The organism is Stenotrophomonas humi, assembly GCF_001431415.1.
Classification (GTDB): Bacteria; Pseudomonadota; Gammaproteobacteria; order Xanthomonadales; family Xanthomonadaceae; genus Stenotrophomonas; species Stenotrophomonas humi.
Map to the genome: position 1 here is coordinate 126,651 of NZ_LDJI01000027.1, position 21,401 is coordinate 148,051.

The following is a 21,401-nucleotide window of genomic DNA, read 5'->3' on the forward strand; positions in this document are numbered from 1 at the left end:
CCCATCACTCGCCCCATGAAAACGCCAACGGGCAGGTCAAAGACCTGCCCGTTGGGTGTCATGTACTGCAATTGGATCAGCCGTCAACAACGGGCGAATCCAACACCTGTGCTGGCGGAGCTACTTCAGCAACGCCTGGGAATCGACGATCCGCACGTCGTGCATCTGGTCGAGATATGCATCCAGATACGCTTTGTGCGATGCGCCGACGAGTACCAGCGTGCGCATCCCCGGGGTTGGGCCCATCAGGTCGCGGATGTTGGCTGCCATGCGCAGGTTGCGCGTTTCCCAGGAGGTGACATACATACGCCCGTAGCCTTGTGAAGACGGCTCTTCCAACGCGGCGCCGTAATCACTTTGGAAGGCGATGGGAGCCACGTCCGCGGCGTTGTTGCGGCGGTACATCGCCAGCACTTTCTCCGCTGTGTCCAGCTGTGCTTCCAGGCCGCTGGACATCTCCCGCCGCTGTTTGGATGCAGGGTTGTCCCATGCCTTCCTGATGGCGGCTACGTAGGCTTTTGGGTCAGGACCGTAGCGATCAGCGCTGTGGTCGTCCGTCGGCCAGAGCCGTTCATGGCCCAGGCGTGCTGCAAGGGGGGCAGCGACAAGCGTCGTTTCATTGCGGCTGACGCGCAGCGCTTCCAGAGCGTCAACCAGCGCCGGATCCAGGCGCTCATCTGCATGTCGCTCCGCTACCGGAAGGCGCAGCCATTGGACCAGCGCCGAATCGGGTTCACCGGCTGCCAGGAATGTGGCTGCCAGCTCTCGGCGCTGTGCCGCCGTCGGCTGTGCGGGCCACGTCGCCAGCATGGCCTCTGCCGCAGCATTGGCCGCCGGCACATCAAGCCCGGTCGCCTTTGCCGCCACTGACAGGTCGGGGCAGTAATCGTTCACCGTCAGTGCGTAGCGAGAGGGGTAGCGGCGCAGCGTGTCGCACTGCTGGCCGGACACCGCCTCGATGGAGATTGCCTGCGGCCGCCACGTCGCCAGCCGGTCGATCAGGGCATCGAGTGTTGAAGGGTCGAAGGTTTTGGGCATTCCCGACAAATGCGGGGTGCCGAGCACCATGACCTCGTTCTGCACGCCGTGCTGCGGCCCCTTGTGCGCACCCGGATCAAAGGCCTGCGCCTGCACTGTTCCCGCCAGCATTCCTCCCGCCAGCAACGTGCCGATCACTACGTTTCGTCCCCTCATTCCCTGCATCACTCCCTGTTGTATACAGCGCGTTGAACACGTGCTTGGTTGGCGGAAAGTGGCGCAGCGTCCATCGCCGCCGAGGCTTTGTCAACGGCGCCCGTTCTCGAGTCTACGGGCAGGTGGCTCCAGCGTTTTCGCGGCGCAGTTCCAGGCCAGCAGAAACACCAACGGGCAGGTCATGGGCCTGCCCGTTGGGTGCAACGCACGGCGCTTGGATCAGCCGAGAATGCCCGGCAGATCCAATCCCTTTTCCTCCGCGCAATCGATGGCGATGTCGTAGCCAGCGTCGGCATGGCGCATGACGCCGGTGCCGGGGTCGTTCCACAGCACGCGGGCGATGCGCTGGTCAGCTGCCTCGCTGCCGTCGCAGACGATCACCACGCCGGAGTGCTGCGAGTAACCCATGCCGACACCGCCGCCATGGTGCAGGCTCACCCAGGTGGCGCCGCCGGCGACGTTGAGCATGGCGTTGAGCAGCGGCCAATCGGAGACCGCATCCGAGCCGTCCTTCATCGATTCGGTTTCGCGGTTGGGCGAGGCGACGCTGCCGCTGTCGAGGTGATCACGACCGATCACCACCGGTGCACTCAACTCGCCGTTGCGGACCATTTCGTTGAAGGCCAGGCCCAGCTTGTGGCGCAGGCCCAGGCCGACCCAGCAGATGCGCGCCGGCAGGCCCTGGAAGGCGATGCGCTCACGCGCCATGTCCAGCCAGCGATGCAGGTTCGGATCATCGGCGATGATTTCCTTCACCTTGGCATCGGTCTTGTAGATGTCTTCCGGGTCGCCGCTCAGCGCCACCCAACGGAACGGGCCGATGCCACGGCAGAACAGCGGACGCACGTAGGCGGGCACGAAGCCGGGGAAGTCGAACGCGTTCTTCAGGCCTTCATCGAAGGCCATCTGGCGGATGTTGTTGCCGTAGTCCACGGTCGGGATGCCGGCCGCGTGGAAGGCCAGCATCGCCTCCACGTGCACGCGCATGGCGGCCTTGGCGGCGTCGCGCACTTTTTCCGGATTGGCCTGCTGTTCGGCCAGCCATTGCTCCACGCTCCAGCCGATCGGCAGGTAACCGTGCACCGGGTCATGGGCGCTTGTCTGGTCGGTGACGCAGTCCGGGCGCACGCCACGGCGCACCAGTTCCGGCAGGATTTCAGCGGCATTGCCAAGCAGGGCGATCGACTTGGCTTCACCGCTGGCGGTGTACTTGGCGATGCGCGCCAGTGCGTCGTCGATGTCGTTGGCCTGTTCGTCCACGTAGCGGGTGCGCAGGCGGAAATCGATGCTGCTCTGGCGGCATTCGATGGTCAGGCTGCTGGCGCCGGCCAGCGAGGCGGCCAGCGGCTGCGCGCCACCCATGCCGCCGAGGCCGGCGGTGAGGATCCATTTGCCGGTGAGGCTGCCGCCGTAATGCTGGCGGCCCATCTCGACGAAGGTTTCGTAGGTGCCCTGCACGATGCCCTGGCTGCCGATGTAGATCCAGCTGCCGGCGGTCATCTGCCCGTACATCATCAAGCCCTTCTTATCGAGCTCGTTGAAGTGCTCCCAGTTGGCCCAGTGCGGCACCAGGTTGGAGTTGGCGATCAGCACGCGCGGCGCATCGGGATGGGTGGGGAACACGCCGACCGGCTTGCCCGACTGCACCAGCAGGGTCTGGTTGTCGTCCAGGCGCTTGAGCGTTTCCAGGATCTTGTCATAGCTCTCCCAGTCACGCGCGGCGCGGCCGATGCCGCCGTAAACCACCAGCGAGGTCGGGTCTTCGGCCACTTCGGCGTCGAGGTTGTTCTGCAGCATGCGGAACGGCGCCTCGGTCTGCCAGGACTTGCAGTTGAGCGTGTTGCCGCGCGGTGCGCGCGGGCTGCGGGTGGGATCGTGACGGGTCATGCATTTCTCCGGGAAGCGAAATCGAGGCAGGCGCGAAGTACCTGTTGCAAGGTGTTGCGCACCGGTTCGGCGTGATCGGGGTCGTAAGGGGTGGGCCAGCTGTGCTCATTCACGTCGGCGGGCGCTGGTTCGTGCATGTAGCCACGGCAGCCAAGCTCCATCTGCAGGGTGTGCACGCCACCAGCGGTGTCGCTGTAGTGACGGGTGATCCAGCCACCCTTGAAGCGGCCGTTGCGGACGTGGCCCAGACCGCTCATCGCACAGAGGTTTTCCACCACGTCGGTGAGCGCGTTGTCGCAGGAGGTATCCGGCGCGCCGCTGGGGCCGGCACTGCCGATATTGAACTGCGGCAATTGGCCATCGAACAGGTGCGGGATCAGCGAGCGGATCGAGTGCGCGTCGTAGACGACGACCGTGTCGTGCTGTTCGCGCAACCGGGCGATTTCCTCACTCAACGCGGCGTGGTACGGATCGAACCAGGTCTGCCGACGGCGTTGGATTTCCGCATCGTCCGGGGCATGGCCGTCGCGGTACAGCGGCTGGTTGTCGAAGGTGGTGGTCGGGCACAGGCCGGTGGTGTTCTGGCCCGGATACAACGACACACCGGACGGGTCACGGTTGACGTCGATCACCGAGCGCGAGACGGCGGTGCGCACGGTGGTCGCGCCGAGCTCCCTGGCCGCAAATGCGTACAGCTCATGCACCCACCAGTCGGCATCGCGACGGGCCAGCCATGGCGACACGAAGTGACCGACGAGTTCATCGGGCAACTCGGTGCCGGTGTGCGGGAAGCTGATGATCAACGGGGCATCGCCGCGGTGAATCTGCAGCCAGTCAGGCGAGTGGGTCATGGTGGACTCCGGAAGGCAGGGCATAACGCTGAGGCGTGTGGGAGTGCGTTATCTCTTCTCCCGCTTGCGGGAGAAGAGAAGGGTTTGCGGCGAACGTTGGGTGTGTGGCAATACCCGGTAGCGTCGGAGATTCCGGCGCCGTTTCTTCTCCCGCAGGCGGGGTGAAGACATGCGGTCTACGAGCCATTGGCTCGTGCATGGCTGAACGCCCAGCGCGTTGCGCTGGGCCGGGGCGCGAAGCGAGATGCCCGGAGGGCAGATGAGGGAGATTCTTCGCGGTAAAGCGAAAGTGCAAAGAACCGCCCATGTGCACCCAATGCAGCATGTCGTCAGGTCAGTTGCCAGCCTCGTCCACGCCCGGCAACTGCACGCCAAGGTTCTTCACCAGTGCGCCACTGCGCACCAGTTCGGTGGCCAGGACCATGTCCGGGTGGAAATAGCGGTCGTCCTCCAGCGTCGGTACATGCGCGCGCAACGTGGTGCGGATGCTTTCCAGTGCAGCGCTCGAACGCAGCGGTGCATGGAAGTCGCAGCCCTGGCCGGCGGCGAGCAGTTCGATGCCGATCACGTTGGCGGCGTTCTCGGCCATCGCGAGCAGGCGACGCGCACCATGCGCGGCCATCGATACATGGTCTTCCTGGTTGGCCGAGGTCGGAATCGAATCCACGCTTGCCGGATAGGCACGCTGCTTGTTCTCCGACACCAGCGCCGCAGCGGTGACCTGCGGAATCATGAAGCCTGAGTTCAGGCCCGGCTTTGGCGTCAGGAACGCCGGCAGGCCGGACAGCGCCGGGTCGACCAGCATCGCGGTACGGCGCTCGCTGATCGAACCGATCTCGCAGATCGCCATCGCCAGCATGTCGGCGGCAAACGCCACCGGCTCGGCGTGGAAGTTGCCGCCGCTGAGCGCTTCGCCGGTATCGGTGAACACCAGCGGGTTGTCGGAGACGCCGTTGGCTTCGATCTCCAGCGTGGTCGCCGCCTGGCGCATGATGTCCAGCGCCGCGCCCATCACCTGCGGTTGGCAGCGCAGGCAGTACGGGTCCTGCACGCGCACGTCGTTGTCGCGATGTGATTCGCGGATGGCCGAGCCCTTCATCAGTTCGCCCAGCACTGCGGCGGTGGCGATCTGCCCGCGCTGGCCGCGGATGCTGTGGATGCGGGGATCGAACGGCGTATCCGAACCTTTGGCCGCTTCCACCGACAGCGCACCGGTAACCAGTGCTGACTGGAACACGGTTTCGATCTCAAACAGGCCGGCCAGAGCATAGGCGGTGGAGTACTGGGTGCCGTTGAGCAGGGCCAGGCCTTCCTTCGCACCGAGCACCAGTGGCTCCAGCCCGGTCTGCTTCAATGCCTGTTCGGCTGGCATGCGCACGCCAGCGACGAAGGCTTCGCCGACGCCGATCATCACGCTGGCCAGATGCGACAGCGGGGCCAGGTCGCCAGATGCGCCGACCGAGCCCTGGCACGGCACCACCGGCACCACGTCCTTCTGCAGCATGGCCTCCAGCAATGCCAGCGTCTGTGGACGGATGCCCGAGGCGCCCTGTGCCAGGCTGGTGAGCTTGAGCGCCATCATCAGCCGCACCACATTGGCCGGCATCGGCTCGCCCACGCCAGCGGCATGCGACAGCACGATATTGCGTTGCAGGGTTTCCAGGTCCTCACGCTCGATGCGCACGCTGGCCAGCTTGCCGAAGCCGGTGTTGATGCCGTAGACCGGCTCGCCCTTGGCGACGATGTCGGCAACGACCTGTGCGCTGCGCTGCACGGCCGCCTGTGCCGAAGCGTCCAGGCGGACATCGGCGCCACGATAGATCTGCCGCCATTGCGCCAGCGGAACGTGACCGGGAAGAAGCGTAAGGGTGGTGCTCATGTGTTCTCCAGCTGTGCGTGTGATGCGGTGTTTCAGGCGGGCTGCCCGCGCCAGATGCGGGCATGCAGGGGGTTGAAGCCGATGCGGTAGACCAGATCGGCAGGTGCTTCGATGTCCCAGATGGCGAGGTCGCATTCCATGCCGGCTGCGAGCTGGCCGATGCGGTCGCCGCGGCCCAGCGCGCGCGCCGCTTCGCGGGTGAAGCCGGCGATGCATTCGTCCACGGTCAGGCGGAACAGCGTGGCGCCCATGTTCATGGTCAGCAGCGGGCTGGTCAGCGGCGAGGTGCCGGGGTTGCTGTCGGTGGCCAGCGCGATCGGCACGCCGGCATCGCGCAGCTGCTGGATCGGCGGCAGCACCGTTTCGCGGGTGAAGTAGTAGGCACCCGGCAGGAGTACGGCGACGGTGCCGGCAGCGCGCATCGCGGCAATACCGGCATCATCGAGGTGTTCGATATGGTCAGCCGAGAGCGCGCCGTGGCGGGCGGCCAGTTCAGCGCCGTGCTGGTTGGACAACTGCTCGGCATGGATCTTGATCGCCAGCCCATGCTTCCGGGCGGCTTCGAAGACCTGCTGCGCCTGTGCCGGGGAGAAGGCGATGTTCTCGCAGAAGATATCCACGGCTTCAGCCAGCCCTTCGGCGGCGATGGCGGGGATCATCACCGCGGACACTTCGTTGATGTAGGCCTGCGCTTCGTGGCCCGGCGGCACTGCATGTGCGCCGAGGAACGTCGGCACCACTTCCACCTTGCGCAACGTCGCCAGTTCGCGCGCCACGCGCAGTTGCTTGCGCTCGTCGGGCAGGCTCAGGCCATAGCCGGATTTGATCTCGATGGTGGTGACGCCTTCGGCCAACATCGCATCGAGCCTGGGCAGGGTGGCTTTCAGCAGCGCGGCATCGTCCGCGGCGCGGGTGGCGCGGACGGTGGAGACGATGCCGCCACCGGCACGGGCGATATCGGCATAGCTCACGCCCTGCAGCCGCTGCTCGAACTCACCGGCACGGTTACCCGCGTAGACCAGGTGCGTGTGGCAGTCGATCAGGCCGGGGCTGATCCAGCGGCCTTCGCAGTCGATGCGCTGGTCGACCTCGAACACCGGAACGGCATGCGCGGGGCCGGCGTGGACGATGCGGCCGTCGCGCGCGGCGATCACGCCATCGCGGACCAGACCTAGGCCGCCGCTGGCGTCATCCAGTGTCATCAGGTTGGCGTTGTGCCAGAGTGTGTCGCAGCGCATGTGCACTCATCCCGTCAATTTGTATATACAATAACGACGGAAAACGGAGAGTGTCCAGTGATGCCTGACAACGCCAGCAAATCAGTTCGTTTCCACGCCGCCCAAGCGTTGCTGCCCGACGGCTGGGCGCAGGATGTGCGCATTGAAAGCGTGGGTGGGCGCATCACCGCGGTCACCGCCGGAAGCGCCCGGGAAACGGGCGACCAGTCACTGGGTACCGTTGTGGCCGGGTTGGGCAATCTGCACAGTCACGCCTTCCAGCGCGCCATGGCCGGCCTGACCGAAGTGGGGGGGCGCTCGGGTGACAGCTTCTGGAGCTGGCGTGAGCTGATGTACCGCTTCCTCGACCGGATCGATCCGGACGACTTCCAGGCCATCGCCGGGCAGGCCTACATGGAAATGCTGGAAAGCGGGTTCACCCGCGTCGGCGAGTTCCATTATCTGCACCACGCTGCCGATGGCAGTCGCTATGCCGATCACGCCGAAATGGCCGGCCGCGTTGCCGCCGCCGCCAACGAGTCCGGCCTGGGCCTGACCTTGCTGCCGGTGTTCTACGCGCACTCGGATTTTGGTGGTGCCGCACCGATGCCGGCGCAGCGCCGTTTCCTGCACGATATCGACGGCTTCGCCAGGCTGCTGGAGGGTTGCCGCAGCGCCTTGTCGCGCACTCCCGACGCAGTGCTGGGGCTGGCACCGCACAGCCTGCGCGCCTGCACGCCGCGGGAACTGCAGGCGCTGGCTGCGATGGCGCCAGGGCCGATCCACATCCACATCGCCGAACAGACACGCGAAGTCGAAGCCTGCCTGGCCTGGAGCGGCCAGCGCCCGGTGGAATGGCTGCATGCGAACATCGAGGTCGATGCGCGCTGGTGCCTGGTGCATGCCACCCACGTCACCGCGCAGGAAGTGAAGTCGATGGCCGATAGCGGTGCGGTGGTCGGCCTGTGCCCGATCACCGAAGCCAATCTGGGCGATGGTGTATTTCCAATGCGCGAGTTCATCGCTGCCGGTGGACGATTCGGCGTCGGTTCCGACTCCAATGTGTTGATTGATGCAGCCGAAGAACTGCGGCTGCTCGAATACGGGCAACGCCTGACGCTGCAGGGCCGCAACGTGATCTCGCCGGGCAGTTTGTCCAGCGGTCGCTGGTTGTATCAGCAGGCAGGCGAGGGTGCGGCACAAGTGCTGGGAGTTGCCGCTGGATTGGCGGTGGGTGCACCTGCGGATCTGCTGGAACTGGACACCGAACATCCATCGCTGCATGGCCGTCAGGGCGATGCCTTGCTTGACAGTTGGCTGTTCGCCGCACGTAATGGCGCCCTCCGCAGCGTTTGGCGCAACGGCCGCGAATGGGTGCGTGCTGGTCGCCACGTGAATCGCGAAGCGATCACCACGCGCTACCGCGCCGCGTTGAGCCGGATACTGGCCTGACGCTCGCAACCGCCGGGCGCCATCCATTCCAGGAACTCCGAGTGAAGAGCAAGAAAGCTCCCACCCTCAATCACCGCATCCGCAACGAGATCGAAAGCCGCATCCTCAGTGGCGAATGGGCACCGGGGTACCGGATTCCGTTCGAGCATGAACTGATGGCGCAGTACGACTGCTCGCGGATGACCGTGAACAAGGTGCTCACCGCACTTGCCGAGAGCGGCATGATCGAGCGCCGTCGTCGCGCAGGTTCATTCGTGGCGCGTCAGCCCCCGCACCTGGAGCAGGTGGCGCTGGAGATCCCGGATATCGAAGTCGCGGTCACCGAGCGTGGCCACGAATACGGCTACCAGCTGCTTGACCACTCTCACCGCAAGGCCAAGGCGGATGCACCCGAGGAGCTGTTGCTGGTGGGCGAAGGCAAGCTGCTGGCAATGCGCTGCCTGCATCTGGCCGATGGCAAGCCGCTGGCGCTGGAGCGGCGCTTCATCAATCCCGACGCTGTGCCGGAAACGCTGAAGGTGGATTTCTCCCGCCATGCTCCGGGTAGCTGGTTGCTGCAGAACGTGTCGTGGACGCGTGGCGAGCATCGCATCAGCGCGGTCGCCGCCACCGCTGACGAAGCCGCAGTCCTGAAAGTGCCGACCGGTACCGCCTGCCTGGTGATCGACCGCCAGACCTGGCGCGGCGACCAGCAGATCACCTGGGTACGCCAGAAATTTCTCGGCGACGCCTACGACCTCATCGCCCGCTTCGCCCCCGGCTCGCGCTGAGGGGCGTGTGGTTTGCTGATGCGGTGTCAGTCGGGGTACCAAAGCGCCTGATTCATGCCTTCTCCCGCAAACGGGGTGAAGGCGTGCCGCTTACGAGCCACTGGCTCCTGCGTGGCTGGGGCACGGCGCCCCGCAGGGGCGGATAAGGCAGCTTCTCTTTTGATCTCGTTGCTTCCAGAAAAGAAGCTCAGCCGGGATCAGAGGTCAAGCAGCTGCGGAAACCCACTCAATACGTCCGGCACTGTCGCCAGCGCACGGACTCTTCAACGCCCGGGCGCGGGTTGAGCTGCACGCGTACGGTGCGCAGTGCCGGGTAGCGTTCCAGTTCCTGGCAGATCAGCGGCCACACTGCCGCATCGTCACCGCTGCGTTCGACCGACAGCGTGGAGCGTGTCAGCCAGATGCCGCTGACCACGCCGGGCGTGCGGGCCAGCGTCTTGGAAACCGATTGCTGGTAGCGCAGCAGAGTGGCGGGATCCGGATCGGCGATCTGCGTGGTTGCGTCGACCGGCGCGGTTGCTGCCGGCGTTTCCGCGCGGGTGGCGACCGGTGTCGCAGCATCGCCTGCATCGGCGCTGCGCACCTCGGCTGGTGCAAGCGCAGCGCTCACCGGCGACAAAGCCGCTTCATCCGTCTGCATCGTCAGGTAGCCCATACCGGCCAGCAGGCCGATGGTCAGCGCTGCCAGGCCGGCAATACCGGTGTGACGTGCAGCCTCGCGCTGGGCAATACCGGTAACCGTCTGGCGCATGTCGTCGGAGACGTAGGGCTTGAGCAACTGCCACAGGTTGCGCTCGTCGAACACTTCGATGGACTGCTTCTGCGCTTCGTTCAAACCATCCCGGTTGACATGGCCTTCGGTGATGAGCAGGCCGCCCTCCGCGCCGGTCAGGCGCATGGCCGAGGCCAGTTCGTTCACCGCAGTGGCATCAAAGCGGTAGGCACGGCCATGTTTGCAGGACACCAGCCAACGCTGCGCGTTCTGCTGCAGCAGGAAGTCGCTGCTGGTGCCGCGGTCGTTGTCCTCGCTGTCGGTCAGTGGCAGCAGGTTGCGCTGGTCAGCCATGGCCTGGCGCACGATCTGCGAGAACTCACGCCAGCGCAGACCGGCCAATGCGGCCAGGCCGTGGCGGATTTCGGTTTTCCTGCGTTTGACCAGCCACATATAAGCCGTGGCCAGGCCCCACAGAACCAGCGCGAGCGCCAAAGCCAAAATCCAGGAAAACATCAACAGCACCCAAAGCAGAGAGTTGGATCGGAAGTTTATCGTTGTTGGTGTGTTCGGAAGGTCGTCCTGTCCCGTCTATTTTCCGAGACCGGGTTGGCGGTTCAGCCTGCTGATACCAGGCCCGGCCAATAGTGACTGTCAGGCACGGCTCGCGCGCCGAAGATGGCCTGACCAACACGGACCACCGTGGCGCCTTCTTCGATGGCGATTTCGAAATCACCGGACATGCCCATCGACAGTTCATCCAGGGCAACGCTGGCCGGGGCGTCCTGGCGCAGGCGGTCGCGCAGCTCGCGCATGCGCACGAAGCAGGCGCGCACGCGTTCGGCTTCGGCCGAAAACAGCGCCAGCGTCATCAGCCCGCGCACGCGCAGGGCGGTGAACTGCGGCAGCGCCTGGATGAAGCCTGCCACTTCACTCGGCGGCAGGCCGAACTTGCTGTCCTCGTCCGAACTGTTGACCTGCACGAACACATCCAGCGATCGGCCTTCGTGCTGCAGGCGGCGGTCCAGTGTTTCGGCCAGACGCAGGCTGTCCAGGGCTTGGAACTCGCTGGCAAAGCGCGCCACCAGCTTGGCCTTGTTGGTCTGCAGGTGACCGATCACCGACCAGTGCAGGTCGCCCAGGTCCTGCATTGCTTCCCACTTGTGGTGGGCCTCCTGCACCTTGTTCTCGCCGAGCAGGCGACAGCCGGCCTGGTAGGCCAGGCGGATATGTGCTTCGTCGATGGTCTTGCTGACTGGCAGCAGACGGACCTGAGCAGGGTCGCGGCCGGCACGCAGGCACGCGGCAGCCATGCGCTGGCGCACCACGGCCAGGTTGTGGGCGAAATCCTCGACCGTTTCGGCGCGCGGGTAGCGCCCGTGCTGGTCGTGGCGGGTGGCGGTTTCAGGCGATGCGGGGGGCATGGCAGTTCTCTTCCCGGCACCGTATTAAACGCCAGACACGAAAAACCCGCCATCCGGTGCCGTGAGGGGAGGGAGACAAACGGCGCGGTACTGCTGGCGGGTCAAGTGATTCTTGCTCAACTTTTGCTGCTTTGCAACATCAATGTTCTTCAGGCTTCGTCGTCGTATGCGAGGCACGGCTTTCAGCCCGGCTCAGGCGCCGGTTGAGCGCGTCCAGGCGTTCATTCAAGGCTTCGATATCCGAACGGCTGGGGATGTCCATCCGCCGCAGCACGCGGTGCACGCTGTCATCGACGCTTTTCTCGACGCGGTCCCAGGTGCCGGCTGCACGATCACGTGCCTGGCCAAGAGTGTTTTCGACGGTGTCGCGCAGGCTGGCCCCGGCGGTCGATTCCTCGCGCGAGCGCGCTTCGGCGGTTTCGCCCTCTTTGACCAGCGATTCAAACAGCCGGCTGCCTTCGTCCTGTGCGCGTGCCAGCGCACCCAACCCTGCAAGCCAGACCTGTTGAGCGGAATGAGTCACCTTGCGGCCCAGGCGCTCGGCCTGGTCCTGCAAGCGGGGACCGCCGCCATTTTCGTCCCCGGTGCGATGTTCATGTGAGTTCATTACGGTGCTCCTGAGTCTGGGTATCTAGCGCCCAGAAACACCGTAACCGGCCGCTTGCCAGCGCGGCGTGATGGGAGCCGGTTCAGCCGAGTTTTTCAGTCAGCACGCGTTGGATTTCCGATTCGACCATGCCTTTCATCGCCGACAGCAGGAAGCCCAGCTGTGCCTTCACCCGCACTGCGCCGGGCAACAGCTCAATGGCACCTTCCACGCCGGAGCGGGTGAAGTGCAGCACCTGGCCTTCCCAGCGGGTGGCGACGTCGAAACGTTCCTGCAGTTTTTCGGCCACTTCACCGATGGCGCTGCGGGCCTTGTCGTCGGACAGGGAGTGGGCGTGTTGGATGTCGATGCTGGACATGGGCTGTTCCTGGGTGCGGCTTGATTGAAGAGGTGCGGCATTGTGCGGACGTTGACGATGCACTCCAAGCCCCGCGGCCATCTTCTGAATGATCCAGTGACCTGCTAGTCTGCCACCGGTGCGAACTTTGCAAGTCCATTTCAGCAATCGACAACAGCCCGACCAGCCGATAACGCCGGGCGTCCAGCGCATCGTGCGCCATGCTTCGGGTCAGGTGCGGCTGGGCGACGACAGCGTCGGCCCGATGCTGCTGGCCCAGTTCTGTTCCGACCAACGCGGCGTCTGGTTGCAGGTTGCCAACGGCGTGCGCGGCATTCATGTGAACGGTCGGCCGGTGCGGCGCATGGCCTTGCTGCGGGCCGGTGATTCGATCTATGCCGATGGCGCCGAAATGCTGTTGCGGGGCAGCTGCGAGCAGCTGCCCGATCCGCCCGAGGCTGCCACCGAGCAGATCGAAGACCTGCGCGTGTTGCTGCGCGGTGTGGGTGGTCGTCACCACGGGCGCAGTTTCACCCTGGAGCGTCCACGCACGGTCGGCAGCGAGCCGGGCAGCGATATCGTCATCGACGACCCTGCTTTTGCCGGCGCCCACGCCCGTTTCGAGCGGCATGGTGAAAAAGTGCTGCTGCGCGACCTGGGCTCGGCCGAGGGTGCCCTGGTCAATGGCGTGCTCAGCCGGCATTGCTGGCTGCAGGCGGGCGACCAGGTGGTATTCGAGGGCAGCCATCGTTTCGTGCTGGAAATGCCGCTGGGGCAGGGCGTGCCGAACCAGGCCTTTGTCGCCGACGAAGCGCCCTTGACCCCCGAGGTGGAGGTTCCTGCGCCCAAGCCACCCCGTTCGCGGCGTTGGCCGTGGCTGCTGCTCAGCGCCTTGTTGCTGGGTGCGGCGATCAGCGCCCTGCTGATGTTCGGCGCCCGCTGATCCGGCGTTTGCGTCCCCGCCGCAATGCGGCGGCTGGGGGGTAAACCGCCCCAGTTATTGGGTGCAGATGCAACTTTTTCCGTGTCCCCAAAGGCTGTTGCGCTGCGGCATACTAGGCGTTCTGCCTAAAGGTGTGACATGACGCGCGCATTCAATTTCAGTGCCGGCCCTGCAACGCTGCCGGAGCAAGTTCTCCGCCAGGCGCAGGAGGAAATGTTGGAATGGAATGGCGTTGGCGCGTCCATCGTCGAAATAAGCCATCGCAGCGCCGATTTCATGGCGGTCGCGGCACAGGCCGAAGCCGACCTTCGCCGCCTGATCGGCATTCCGGATGACTATGCGGTGCTGTTCCTGGGCGGTGGCGCCACCACCCAGCAGGCGTTGCTGCCGTTGAACTTTGCCGAGCCCGGCCAGCGTGCCGACTACGTGGTCAGTGGCCACTGGGGCAAGACGGCGGTCAAACAGGCCCAGCCGTACGTGGATGCGCATATCGCCGCCAGCGGAGAAGCCGATGGCTTCCACGACATTCCAGCGGTGGCGCAGTGGCAGTTGTCCAAGGACGCGGCCTATGTGCACATCACCGCCAACGAAACCATCCATGGCATCGAGTTCCGCGATGTGCCGGACGTTGGCAATGTGCCGCTGATCGCCGATTTCAGTTCTTCCATCGCCTCCGAACCGATCGACGTGTCGCGCTACGGCGTGATCTATGCCGGCGCGCAGAAAAATCTCGGCCCGGTTGGTATTGCGGTGGTGATCATCCGCCGGGACCTGCTGGAGCGCGCGGGCCAACCGCGCGCCGATATCTTTGACTACCGCTCGCATGTCGCGCGGGATTCGATGCTCAACACACCGCCGACCTGGAACTGGTATCTGGCCGGGCTGATGTTCAAATGGATGCTGGCGCAGGGCGGTGTGGAAGCGTTTGCCAAGCTGAGCCAGGCCAAGTCGGCGCTGGTTTACGAGGCCATCGATGGCTCCGGCGGCTTCTATCGCAACGATGTGGTGCCGGCGGTGCGTTCGCGCATGAACATCCCGTTCTTCCTGGCGGACGACGCACTCAATGCGCGCTTCGTCAGTGAGTCCAAAGCGGCCGGACTGTTGGCGCTGAAGGGCCACAAGGCCGTGGGCGGCATCCGTGCCTCGCTGTACAACGCCATGCCGCTGGCAGGCGCGCAGGCGCTGGCTGCCTTCATGCGTGATTTCCAGCAGCGCAACGGCTGATCAACTTTTTACGCCGCGCGCCTGGCGCCGGCCTGCAACAGGTAGACGATTCCATGGCACCCAAGCCACCCAAGACCCCCGCCAAGGCGAAACCGGCACCGGCCAAACAGGCCGTCAAGAAGCAGGCCGTCAAGAAGACCGTCGCCAAGAAAGACGTTGTCGTCCCCGTCGCCAAGCCGGTGCTGGCCGACGTGCGCGCCAAGATCGACCAGATTGACCGCAACATCCAGTCGCTGATCGCCGAGCGCGCGCAGTTCGCCCACCAGGTCGGCAAGGCCAAGGGCAAGCTGGCCGCAGCGGTGGATTACTACCGGCCCGAGCGCGAGGCGCAGGTGCTGCGCATGGTGGTGGACCGCAACGAAGGCCCGCTCAGCGATGAAGTGCTGGTGCACGTGTACCGCGAGATCATGTCCGCCTGTCTGGCCCAGCAGGAACCGCTGAAGATCGGCTACCTCGGCCCGGAAGGAACCTTCAGCCAGCAGGCCGTGCTCAAGCACTTCGGCCGCTCGGCAATGGGCCTGCCGATGGCGAGCATCGAAGAAGTGTTCCAGGAAGTGGAAGCCGGCAACGCGGATTTCGGTGTGGTGCCGGTGGAGAATTCGGGGCAGGGGACGATCCAGATCACGCTGGACATGTTCCTGACCTCCAACCTCAAGATCTGTGGCGAAGTGGAACTGCGCGTCCAGCAGTTCCTGATGTCGCGCAGTGGTCGCATCGATGATATCGAGCGCATTTATGCGCATCCGCAGTCGTTCATGCAGACCTCGGCCTGGTTGCGTGCCAATCTGCCCAAGGCCGAGAAGATTCCGGTTTCGAGCAACGCCGAGGGCGCGCGCCGTGCCCGCAATGCCGACGATGCCGCCGCGATTGGTGGTGAGAGCGCCGGCCACGTTTATGGCCTGAAGAAGGTGGTGACCAAGCCGATCCAGAACGACGCGGACAACACCACGCGCTTCCTGGTGATTGGCCGCCAGTTCTTCCCGACTTCCGGCCACGACCGCACCTCGGTGCTGGTGTTCATCCATGACAAGCCGGGTGCGCTGTTCGACGTGCTCAGCCCGTTCGCACGCCATGGCATCAGCATGAACCGGATCGAGTCGCGGCCGTCGCACCAGGCCAAGTGGGAATACGGCTTCTTCATCGACCTGGCCGGTCATATCGAAGACGAATCCATGCAGGCGGCGCTGGCCGAACTGAAGGCGCACTCGGCGGAAATCAAGGTGCTGGGTTCCTACCCGGTCGCCGTGCCCTGATTTCGCCGTAACCATCGACGCATGTATCCCTTTCCCCGCGAGGCGGGGGAAGGTGCCCGAAGGGCGGATGGGGGCAGGCTCTGCGCCGTTATCCAATCCGCCTTCAGCCCCCGCTTCCCGCATTGAGCAGGAAGGGAAGAACGTTCAGAGAGTCCGCATGAGTTCCCAGCCCTACTGGATTGCACGCAAAGGTTCCGCCCTGCAGGGCACGCTCGACATCCCCGGCGACAAATCGGTGTCGCACCGTGCGGTGATGTTCGCTGCACTGGCCGATGGCGTGTCACACATCGACGGCTTCCTGGAAGGCGAAGACACCCGGGCCACCGCGAACATCTTCGCCCAGATGGGCGTGCGCTTCGAAACCCCGACGCCGTCACGGCGCATCGTGCACGGCGTGGGCGTGGACGGCCTGCAGGCCCCGCAAGGCGAACTGGATTGTGGCAATGCCGGCACCGGCATGCGCCTGCTGGCCGGCCTGCTGGCGGCACAGCCGTTCGGCAGCACTCTGGTTGGTGACGAGTCGTTGACCAAGCGGCCGATGCGCCGCGTCACCGGCCCGTTGGCACTGATGGGTGCGCGCATCGACACCCAGGACGATGGCACGCCGCCACTGCATATCCACGGTGGCCAGCCACTGCAGGGCATTCACTACGAGTTGCCGGTGGCCAGCGCGCAGGTGAAGTCAGCGGTGTTGCTTGCCGGTCTGTATGCGCAGGGCGACACCACCGTGGTCGAGCCGCATCCGACCCGCGACTACACCGAGCGCATGCTGCGCGCGTTCGGCGTGGAAATCGATTTCGAGCCGGGCAAGGCACGCCTGCGCGGCGGCCAGCGGCTGCGTGCGACCGACATTTCGGTACCGGCGGATTTCTCGTCCTCGGCGTTCTTCATCGTCGCCGCCAGCATCATTCCGGGCTCGGAAGTGCGCCTGCGTTCGGTGGGCTTGAATCCGCGCCGCACCGGCCTGCTTACCGCGCTGCGTATGATGGGCGCGGACATCACCGAAGAAAACCACGCCGAGCACGGTGGCGAAGCGGTTGCCGACCTGGTGGTGCGCTACGCGCCGCTCAAGGGCACAGAAATTCCGGTGGATGTGGTGCCGGACATGATCGATGAGTTCCCGGCGCTGTTTGTCGCCGCTGCAGCGGCACAAGGCCAGACCGTGGTGCGCGGTGCGGCCGAATTGCGGGTGAAGGAGTCGGACCGCCTTGCGGCCATGGCCACCGGCCTTCGCACGCTGGGTTTGCGCGTGGACGAGACCGAGGACGGTGCCACCATTTTCGGTGGCCCGTTGGGCAGCGGCACGATTGAAAGCCACGGTGACCACCGCATCTCGATGGCGTTCGCCATCGCCGGTCAGCTGAGCACGGGTGAAGTGCGCATCAACGATGTGGCCAACGTGGCAACCTCGTTCCCCGGTTTCGACACACTGGCGAACGGTGCGGGCTTCGGGCTCAGCGCCCGGTCCTGAACTCCACCGGCACCTGCACCACGCTCGGTACCGCCTGGCCATCCCGCATGGCCGGGCGGAAACGCCACTGGCGCAGTGCTGTCATGGCGGCATCGTCCAGGCGTGGGTCGGCGGCGCCCTGACGCGCGACGATGCTCAGTTCGATCACATGCCCGTTGCGGTCGATCTGTAGTCGGGCGATCACGTCACCCTCGATGCCAGCCTGGAGTACGTCTGCCGGATAGTCCGGCAGCGGATTGTCTGCCAGCGGTTCGGCATCACCATTGGCCATGGGCGTGGCAGTAACCGGGGCGTGCTGGATGGCCGTACTGGGGGCAACCACCGCGGAGGGTTCGTCGGAAAGCGGTTGTGCAACATGCCGTGCGAACAACAGCATGCCGATCACCAGGGACGCCGCCAGCAGCACCCACAGCCAAGCGGCCACCGTGCCCGACTGAGGGGTGGTGGTGCTGGCGCTGGCTTGATCGTGGGGAATGCTGGACATGGACTTGGCTGCCTTGCACGTTCTGCAATGCGGCCAGTCTGGCCATGGCGGAGTGACCTGCGGCTAAACCCAGCCGAGGCCCGACGCCTGGGGTTCAGCTTACTGAGCGGGTTTGAAATCGAAGGGGATTTCGAGCGTGCCCTGCATTGGCTGGCCGTTGCTCTGGGCAGGCTGGAAACGCCAGCCACGAACCGCATCCAGTGCAGCGCGATCCAGATCACGCGAGCCGCTGCGCTGGATCACCTTGGCGTCCAGAGGCAGGCCCTTGGCGTCCACTTCCACCTGCACAACGACCGTGCCGCTGTCGCCACGGCGCAGGGCCGCCGGCGGGTAGTCCGGGGCTGGACTCTGCCCCGGCAGGGGAACCGGCCGATCGGTCGGTGCTGCGGCAACCGGAGCGGGGGCCGGTGCTGGCGCGGGTGCAGGTTGCTCGGCAATGGGAGCCGGCGGTGGAGCAGGGGTTTCCACCAGTGCGGGGGCCTCTTCAACCGCTACCGGGCGCGCATCGGGCATGTCACTGGCCCCAGCACCGGCCGGGAGGGGAGCCGGCAACGGAGTAATTTCGGCGACTTCGGCCTGCGGCTGGGCAGGCCCGGCACGGTAGAAGTCGCTGTTGCGGCGCGCATTGAGCCAGACCACAACGAACAAAAGCAGGCCAACGCCAAAGGCGATACCGGCGATCTTCAGGGCGTTGCGGGGCAACTGAAAGGTGATGTTCTGGTCGGTGCGGGAGCGTGATGCGGACATGGGCTGGACCGGATTGAACAGGACGATTCTTGCATAACAATAGCGACAGGCGGCAGAAAGTCGCGGTTCGCGCGATAATCCCCTTTCATATCCGTACACAGTGCCTGCCCATGCTTGATCCAGCCCTTCTTCGCCAGCAGCCCGCCGAACTTGCCCAACGCCTGCGTGAAACGCGCGGCTACGAGCTTGACGTGGCCGCCTTCGAATCACTTGAGGCCGATCGCAAGCGTATCCAGGTGCGCACCCAGGAACTGCAGAGCCTGCGCAACAGTCGTTCCAAGGCGATTGGTTTTGCCAAGGCAAAGGGCGAGGACGTGTCGGCGATCATGGCCGAGGTGGCCGCCTTCGCCGATGAGCTGAAAGCCTCGGAAATCCAGCTGGACGTGCTGCGCGAGAAGATCGACGTGTTGTCGATGGGCATCCCCAACCTGCCGTCGGCGGATGTGCCGGCCGGCAAGGATGAGAGTGAGAACGTCGAGCAGCTGCGTTGGGGTACCCCGCGTGAGTTCGATTTCGCGGTGCTCGATCACGTTGAGCTGGGCGCGCGTAACGGCGGATTGGATGCCGAGACGGCCGCCAAGCTGTCCGGCGCGCGCTTCACCGTGCTGCGTGGCCAGATCGCGCGGCTGCACCGTGCGCTGGGCCAGTTCATGCTCAACCTGCACAGCAACGAGCATGGTTACGAGGAAACCAACGTGCCGGTGCTGGTCAATGCCGACTCGCTGCGTGGCACCGGCCAGCTGCCCAAGTTCGAGGAAGACCTGTTCAAGACCGCGCTGGGTGAATCCACGCGCTATCTGATTCCGACCTCGGAAGTGCCGCTGACCAACATCGTGCGTGATGAAATCATCGACGCCGAGCGCCTGCCGTTGCGCATGACCGCCCACTCGATGTGCTTCCGCTCGGAAGCCGGCAGCGGTGGTCGCGACGTGCGCGGCATGATCCGCCAGCACCAGTTCGAGAAGGTGGAGCTGGTCAGCGTCTGTGCCGCCGAGGACAGCGAGGCCGAGCACCAGCGCATGACCGGATGTGCCGAGGCCGTGCTGCAGAAGCTGGGCCTGCCGTACCGCAAGGTGCTGCTGTGCACCGGTGACATGGGCTTCGCGGCGATCAAGACCTACGACCTGGAAGTCTGGCTGCCGTCGCAGCAGACCTACCGCGAAATCTCCTCGTGCTCGAACTGTGGCGATTTCCAGGCCCGTCGCATGCAGGCGCGCTGGCGCAACCCGGGTGGCAAGCCGGAGCTGCTGCACACGCTCAATGGTTCGGGCGTGGCGGTGGGCCGGGCCATGATCGCGGTGATGGAGAACTATCAGAACGCCGATGGCTCGATCACCATTCCGGAGGCGCTGCGGCCGTACATGGGTGGTGCCGAGCGTATCGGCTGATCCCGTTCGCGCAGTCTGGATTGAGAAAATAGCCCGCAGCGATGCGGGCTTTTTCGTGTTCTCGCACTGAAGCGATTGAACCGTAAGAACTTTCTGTCCTTATCGCTGCGGCGTCGAGGTATATAAAGAGGACCGTTTGGGGTCTGATTTGTAAATTCAGGACAAAGGTGATTGAATTCGCGAGTTCGTTCCAAATCTGGGATCAATCCATGCAAGACCTCAACGACCTCTACTACTTTGCGATGGTGGTGGATCATGGCGGTTTTGCCGCCGCTGAACGCGCACTGGGCATACCCAAGTCGCGCCTGAGCCGGCGCATCAGCCAACTGGAAACCGAGCTGGGCGTACGCCTGCTGCAGCGTTCCACCCGCCGCTTCGCGGTGACTGACGTTGGCATGAGCGTGCACCGGCATGCCCAGACGATGCTGTCCGAGGCACAGGCCGCGCGCGAGGTGGTTGACCGGCTGAGTGCCGAGCCACGCGGACTGGTGCGCGCCAGCGTGCCGGTGTCGCTGGCACAGATGCAGCTGTCCAAACTGCTGCCGAAATTCCTGGCGCAATACCCGAAGGTGCGACTGCAGCTGGCCATCACCAACCGGCGCGTGGATATCATCAACGAAGGCTACGACGTGGCGCTGCGCGTTCGCTCACGGCTGGATGACGACGGCAGCCTGGTGATGCGCAGCTTCGGCCAGGTGCAGGAGCTGCTGGTCGCCAGCCCCGCCTATCTGGATCGTGCCGGCCGCCCAGCGTCGCCGCAGGACATCTCCAACCACGTCACCCTGAGCATCAGCGAAGACGAAGCGCGCCAGCGCTGGGAGCTGCACGGCCCGGGCGGTGAGGTGCATCGCGTGGAGCTGCAGCCGCGTGTGGCGGGCTCGGATTTCCCCTTGCTGCAGTCGATGGTCAAGGACGGTTTCGGCATCACCATGCTGCCGGAAACCATCTGCGCCGAGGCCGTGCGCAACGGCGAGCTGGAGGTGGTGTTGCCGGACTGGTCGCTGCCGCAGGGCATCTGCCACGCGGTGTTCGCCTCCCGTCGCGGCCTGCTGCCGGCAGTGCGCGTGTTCATCGACTTTCTGGCCGAACATCTGCCGCCGGAACTGGAGGCCTCACGCCTGGATTGCGGCGGCGCCTGCGAACGGGCCAAGGAAAAGATCCGTGCCTCGACCGTTGGTGCACTGGCCATCGAGACCGGTTGAGCAAAACCGCGGCAAGCATGCGAGAATGCGCGCCCGGCCACGCACCTCATCGCCGGGCTCAAGCACAGCAAGGACAGATGGCCGAGCGGTTGAAGGCACCGGTCTTGAAAACCGGCGAAGGGTTAAACCTTCCGTGGGTTCGAATCCCACTCTGTCCGCCAAAACATTGATTAAGCCCCTGATTTCAGGGGCTTTTTCATGGCTGAAGAATTTTTCCAGCGCTTTGCTCCACAGCGTTGGAACAGCGCTTCCGCCGCTATTGCCATGGCGAAAGCGTCGATTTCCCACAAAACCTGCGCGAGTCTCTACACAAAGTGGCGAGGCGTATGAGGCGGGGGAATCGCGGGGGATCAACATTG

Annotated in this window: 19 protein-coding genes and 1 tRNA gene; 9 read left to right on the forward strand and 11 right to left on the reverse strand. The window is 64.9% G+C overall.

Translation table 11 applies throughout. From position 1 onward, the window contains the following. Positions 1-120: 120 nt before the first annotated feature. The 5 genes from ABB26_RS14660 to hutI all read right to left on the reverse strand — a co-directional run bounded on the left by ABB26_RS14660 (position 121) and on the right by hutI (position 7,049). Entirely contained in the window at positions 121-1,176 is a 1,056-nt protein-coding gene (locus ABB26_RS14660) for a DUF5694 domain-containing protein (protein WP_211261974.1), read from the reverse strand. A 237-nt stretch (positions 1,177-1,413) separates the two neighbouring features. After that, entirely contained in the window at positions 1,414-3,081 is a 1,668-nt protein-coding gene (gene hutU, locus ABB26_RS14665) for a urocanate hydratase (protein WP_057635449.1), read from the reverse strand. After that, positions 3,078-3,932: an N-formylglutamate deformylase gene (hutG, locus tag ABB26_RS14670; protein ID WP_057635450.1), complete on the reverse strand. Its 855-nt coding sequence runs from the start codon at positions 3,930-3,932 to the stop codon at positions 3,078-3,080. The genes hutU and hutG overlap by 4 nt, the downstream gene beginning before the upstream one ends. Positions 3,933-4,266: 334 nt before the next feature. Beyond that, on the reverse strand, positions 4,267-5,811 hold the full coding sequence (hutH, locus tag ABB26_RS14675) for a histidine ammonia-lyase (RefSeq protein WP_057635451.1): 1,545 nt from the start codon (positions 5,809-5,811) through the stop codon (positions 4,267-4,269). Positions 5,812-5,843: 32 nt separating this feature from the next. Further along, a complete protein-coding gene (gene hutI / locus ABB26_RS14680) occupies positions 5,844-7,049 on the reverse strand; it encodes an imidazolonepropionase (RefSeq protein ID WP_057635452.1) in 1,206 nt (401 codons plus the stop codon). A 60-nt stretch (positions 7,050-7,109) separates the two neighbouring features. Between hutI and ABB26_RS14685 the strand changes: the two genes are divergently transcribed. Together ABB26_RS14685 and hutC are read left to right on the forward strand one after the other, a co-directional pair. After that, complete coding sequence (locus ABB26_RS14685; RefSeq protein WP_057635496.1) at positions 7,110-8,480, forward strand: formimidoylglutamate deiminase; 1,371 nt, start codon at positions 7,110-7,112, stop codon at positions 8,478-8,480. 41 nt (positions 8,481-8,521) lie between these two features. After that, positions 8,522-9,250, forward strand: coding sequence for a histidine utilization transcriptional repressor HutC (gene hutC, locus ABB26_RS14690; protein WP_057635453.1), 729 nt, complete (start codon positions 8,522-8,524; stop codon positions 9,248-9,250). A 226-nt stretch (positions 9,251-9,476) separates the two neighbouring features. On the opposite strand, the gene ABB26_RS14695 is transcribed toward hutC, so the two are convergent. The 4 genes from ABB26_RS14695 to ABB26_RS14710 form a co-directional block, all read right to left on the reverse strand. After that, the gene (locus ABB26_RS14695; RefSeq protein WP_057635497.1) at positions 9,477-10,478 is read right to left on the reverse strand and encodes a restriction endonuclease; all 1,002 of its coding nucleotides are present in this window, start codon (positions 10,476-10,478) and stop codon (positions 9,477-9,479) included. Between the two features lie 101 nt (positions 10,479-10,579). Then, entirely contained in the window at positions 10,580-11,386 is an 807-nt protein-coding gene (locus ABB26_RS14700; protein ID WP_057635454.1) for a YggS family pyridoxal phosphate-dependent enzyme, read from the reverse strand. 139 nt (positions 11,387-11,525) lie between these two features. Further along, entirely contained in the window at positions 11,526-11,993 is a 468-nt protein-coding gene (locus tag ABB26_RS14705) for a phasin family protein (RefSeq protein WP_057635455.1), read from the reverse strand. A gap of 82 nt (positions 11,994-12,075) precedes the next feature. Then, on the reverse strand, positions 12,076-12,351 hold the full coding sequence (locus tag ABB26_RS14710; RefSeq protein WP_057635456.1) for a polyhydroxyalkanoic acid system family protein: 276 nt from the start codon (positions 12,349-12,351) through the stop codon (positions 12,076-12,078). Positions 12,352-12,469: 118 nt separating this feature from the next. Here ABB26_RS14710 and ABB26_RS14715 point away from each other — a divergent pair, with 118 nt between their 5' ends. From ABB26_RS14715 to aroA, 4 genes are all read left to right on the forward strand, one after another. Next, entirely contained in the window at positions 12,470-13,273 is an 804-nt protein-coding gene (locus ABB26_RS14715; RefSeq protein ID WP_057635457.1) for an FHA domain-containing protein, read from the forward strand. 138 nt (positions 13,274-13,411) lie between these two features. Next, positions 13,412-14,497, forward strand: a complete 1,086-nt coding sequence (serC, locus tag ABB26_RS14720; RefSeq protein ID WP_057635458.1) for a 3-phosphoserine/phosphohydroxythreonine transaminase — start codon at positions 13,412-13,414, stop codon at positions 14,495-14,497. Positions 14,498-14,550: 53 nt separating this feature from the next. Further along, the gene (gene pheA, locus ABB26_RS14725; protein WP_057635459.1) at positions 14,551-15,750 is read left to right on the forward strand and encodes a prephenate dehydratase; all 1,200 of its coding nucleotides are present in this window, start codon (positions 14,551-14,553) and stop codon (positions 15,748-15,750) included. A 157-nt stretch (positions 15,751-15,907) separates the two neighbouring features. Further along, positions 15,908-17,221 (forward strand): 3-phosphoshikimate 1-carboxyvinyltransferase, encoded by a 1,314-nt coding sequence (aroA, locus tag ABB26_RS14730; protein WP_057635460.1) that lies wholly within the window; start codon positions 15,908-15,910, stop codon positions 17,219-17,221. Here the strand turns inward: aroA and ABB26_RS14735 are convergent. Both ABB26_RS14735 and ABB26_RS14740 read right to left on the reverse strand, forming a co-directional pair. Next, positions 17,205-17,705 (reverse strand): energy transducer TonB, encoded by a 501-nt coding sequence (locus ABB26_RS14735; protein ID WP_057635461.1) that lies wholly within the window; start codon positions 17,703-17,705, stop codon positions 17,205-17,207. The two genes, aroA and ABB26_RS14735, sit on opposite strands and share 17 nt — an antisense overlap. 99 nt (positions 17,706-17,804) lie before the next feature. Next, positions 17,805-18,452: an energy transducer TonB gene (locus tag ABB26_RS14740; RefSeq protein ID WP_057635462.1), complete on the reverse strand. Its 648-nt coding sequence runs from the start codon at positions 18,450-18,452 to the stop codon at positions 17,805-17,807. A 110-nt stretch (positions 18,453-18,562) separates the two neighbouring features. On the opposite strand from ABB26_RS14740, the gene serS reads away from it, so the two are divergent. From serS to ABB26_RS14755, 3 genes are all read left to right on the forward strand, one after another. Next, positions 18,563-19,840, forward strand: coding sequence for a serine--tRNA ligase (serS, locus tag ABB26_RS14745; RefSeq protein ID WP_057635463.1), 1,278 nt, complete (start codon positions 18,563-18,565; stop codon positions 19,838-19,840). Positions 19,841-20,049: 209 nt separating this feature from the next. Further along, positions 20,050-21,042: a LysR substrate-binding domain-containing protein gene (locus ABB26_RS14750; RefSeq protein WP_057635464.1), complete on the forward strand. Its 993-nt coding sequence runs from the start codon at positions 20,050-20,052 to the stop codon at positions 21,040-21,042. A 71-nt stretch (positions 21,043-21,113) separates the two neighbouring features. Continuing rightward, positions 21,114-21,203, forward strand: a tRNA-Ser gene (locus ABB26_RS14755). Positions 21,204-21,401: the final 198 nt, after the last annotated feature.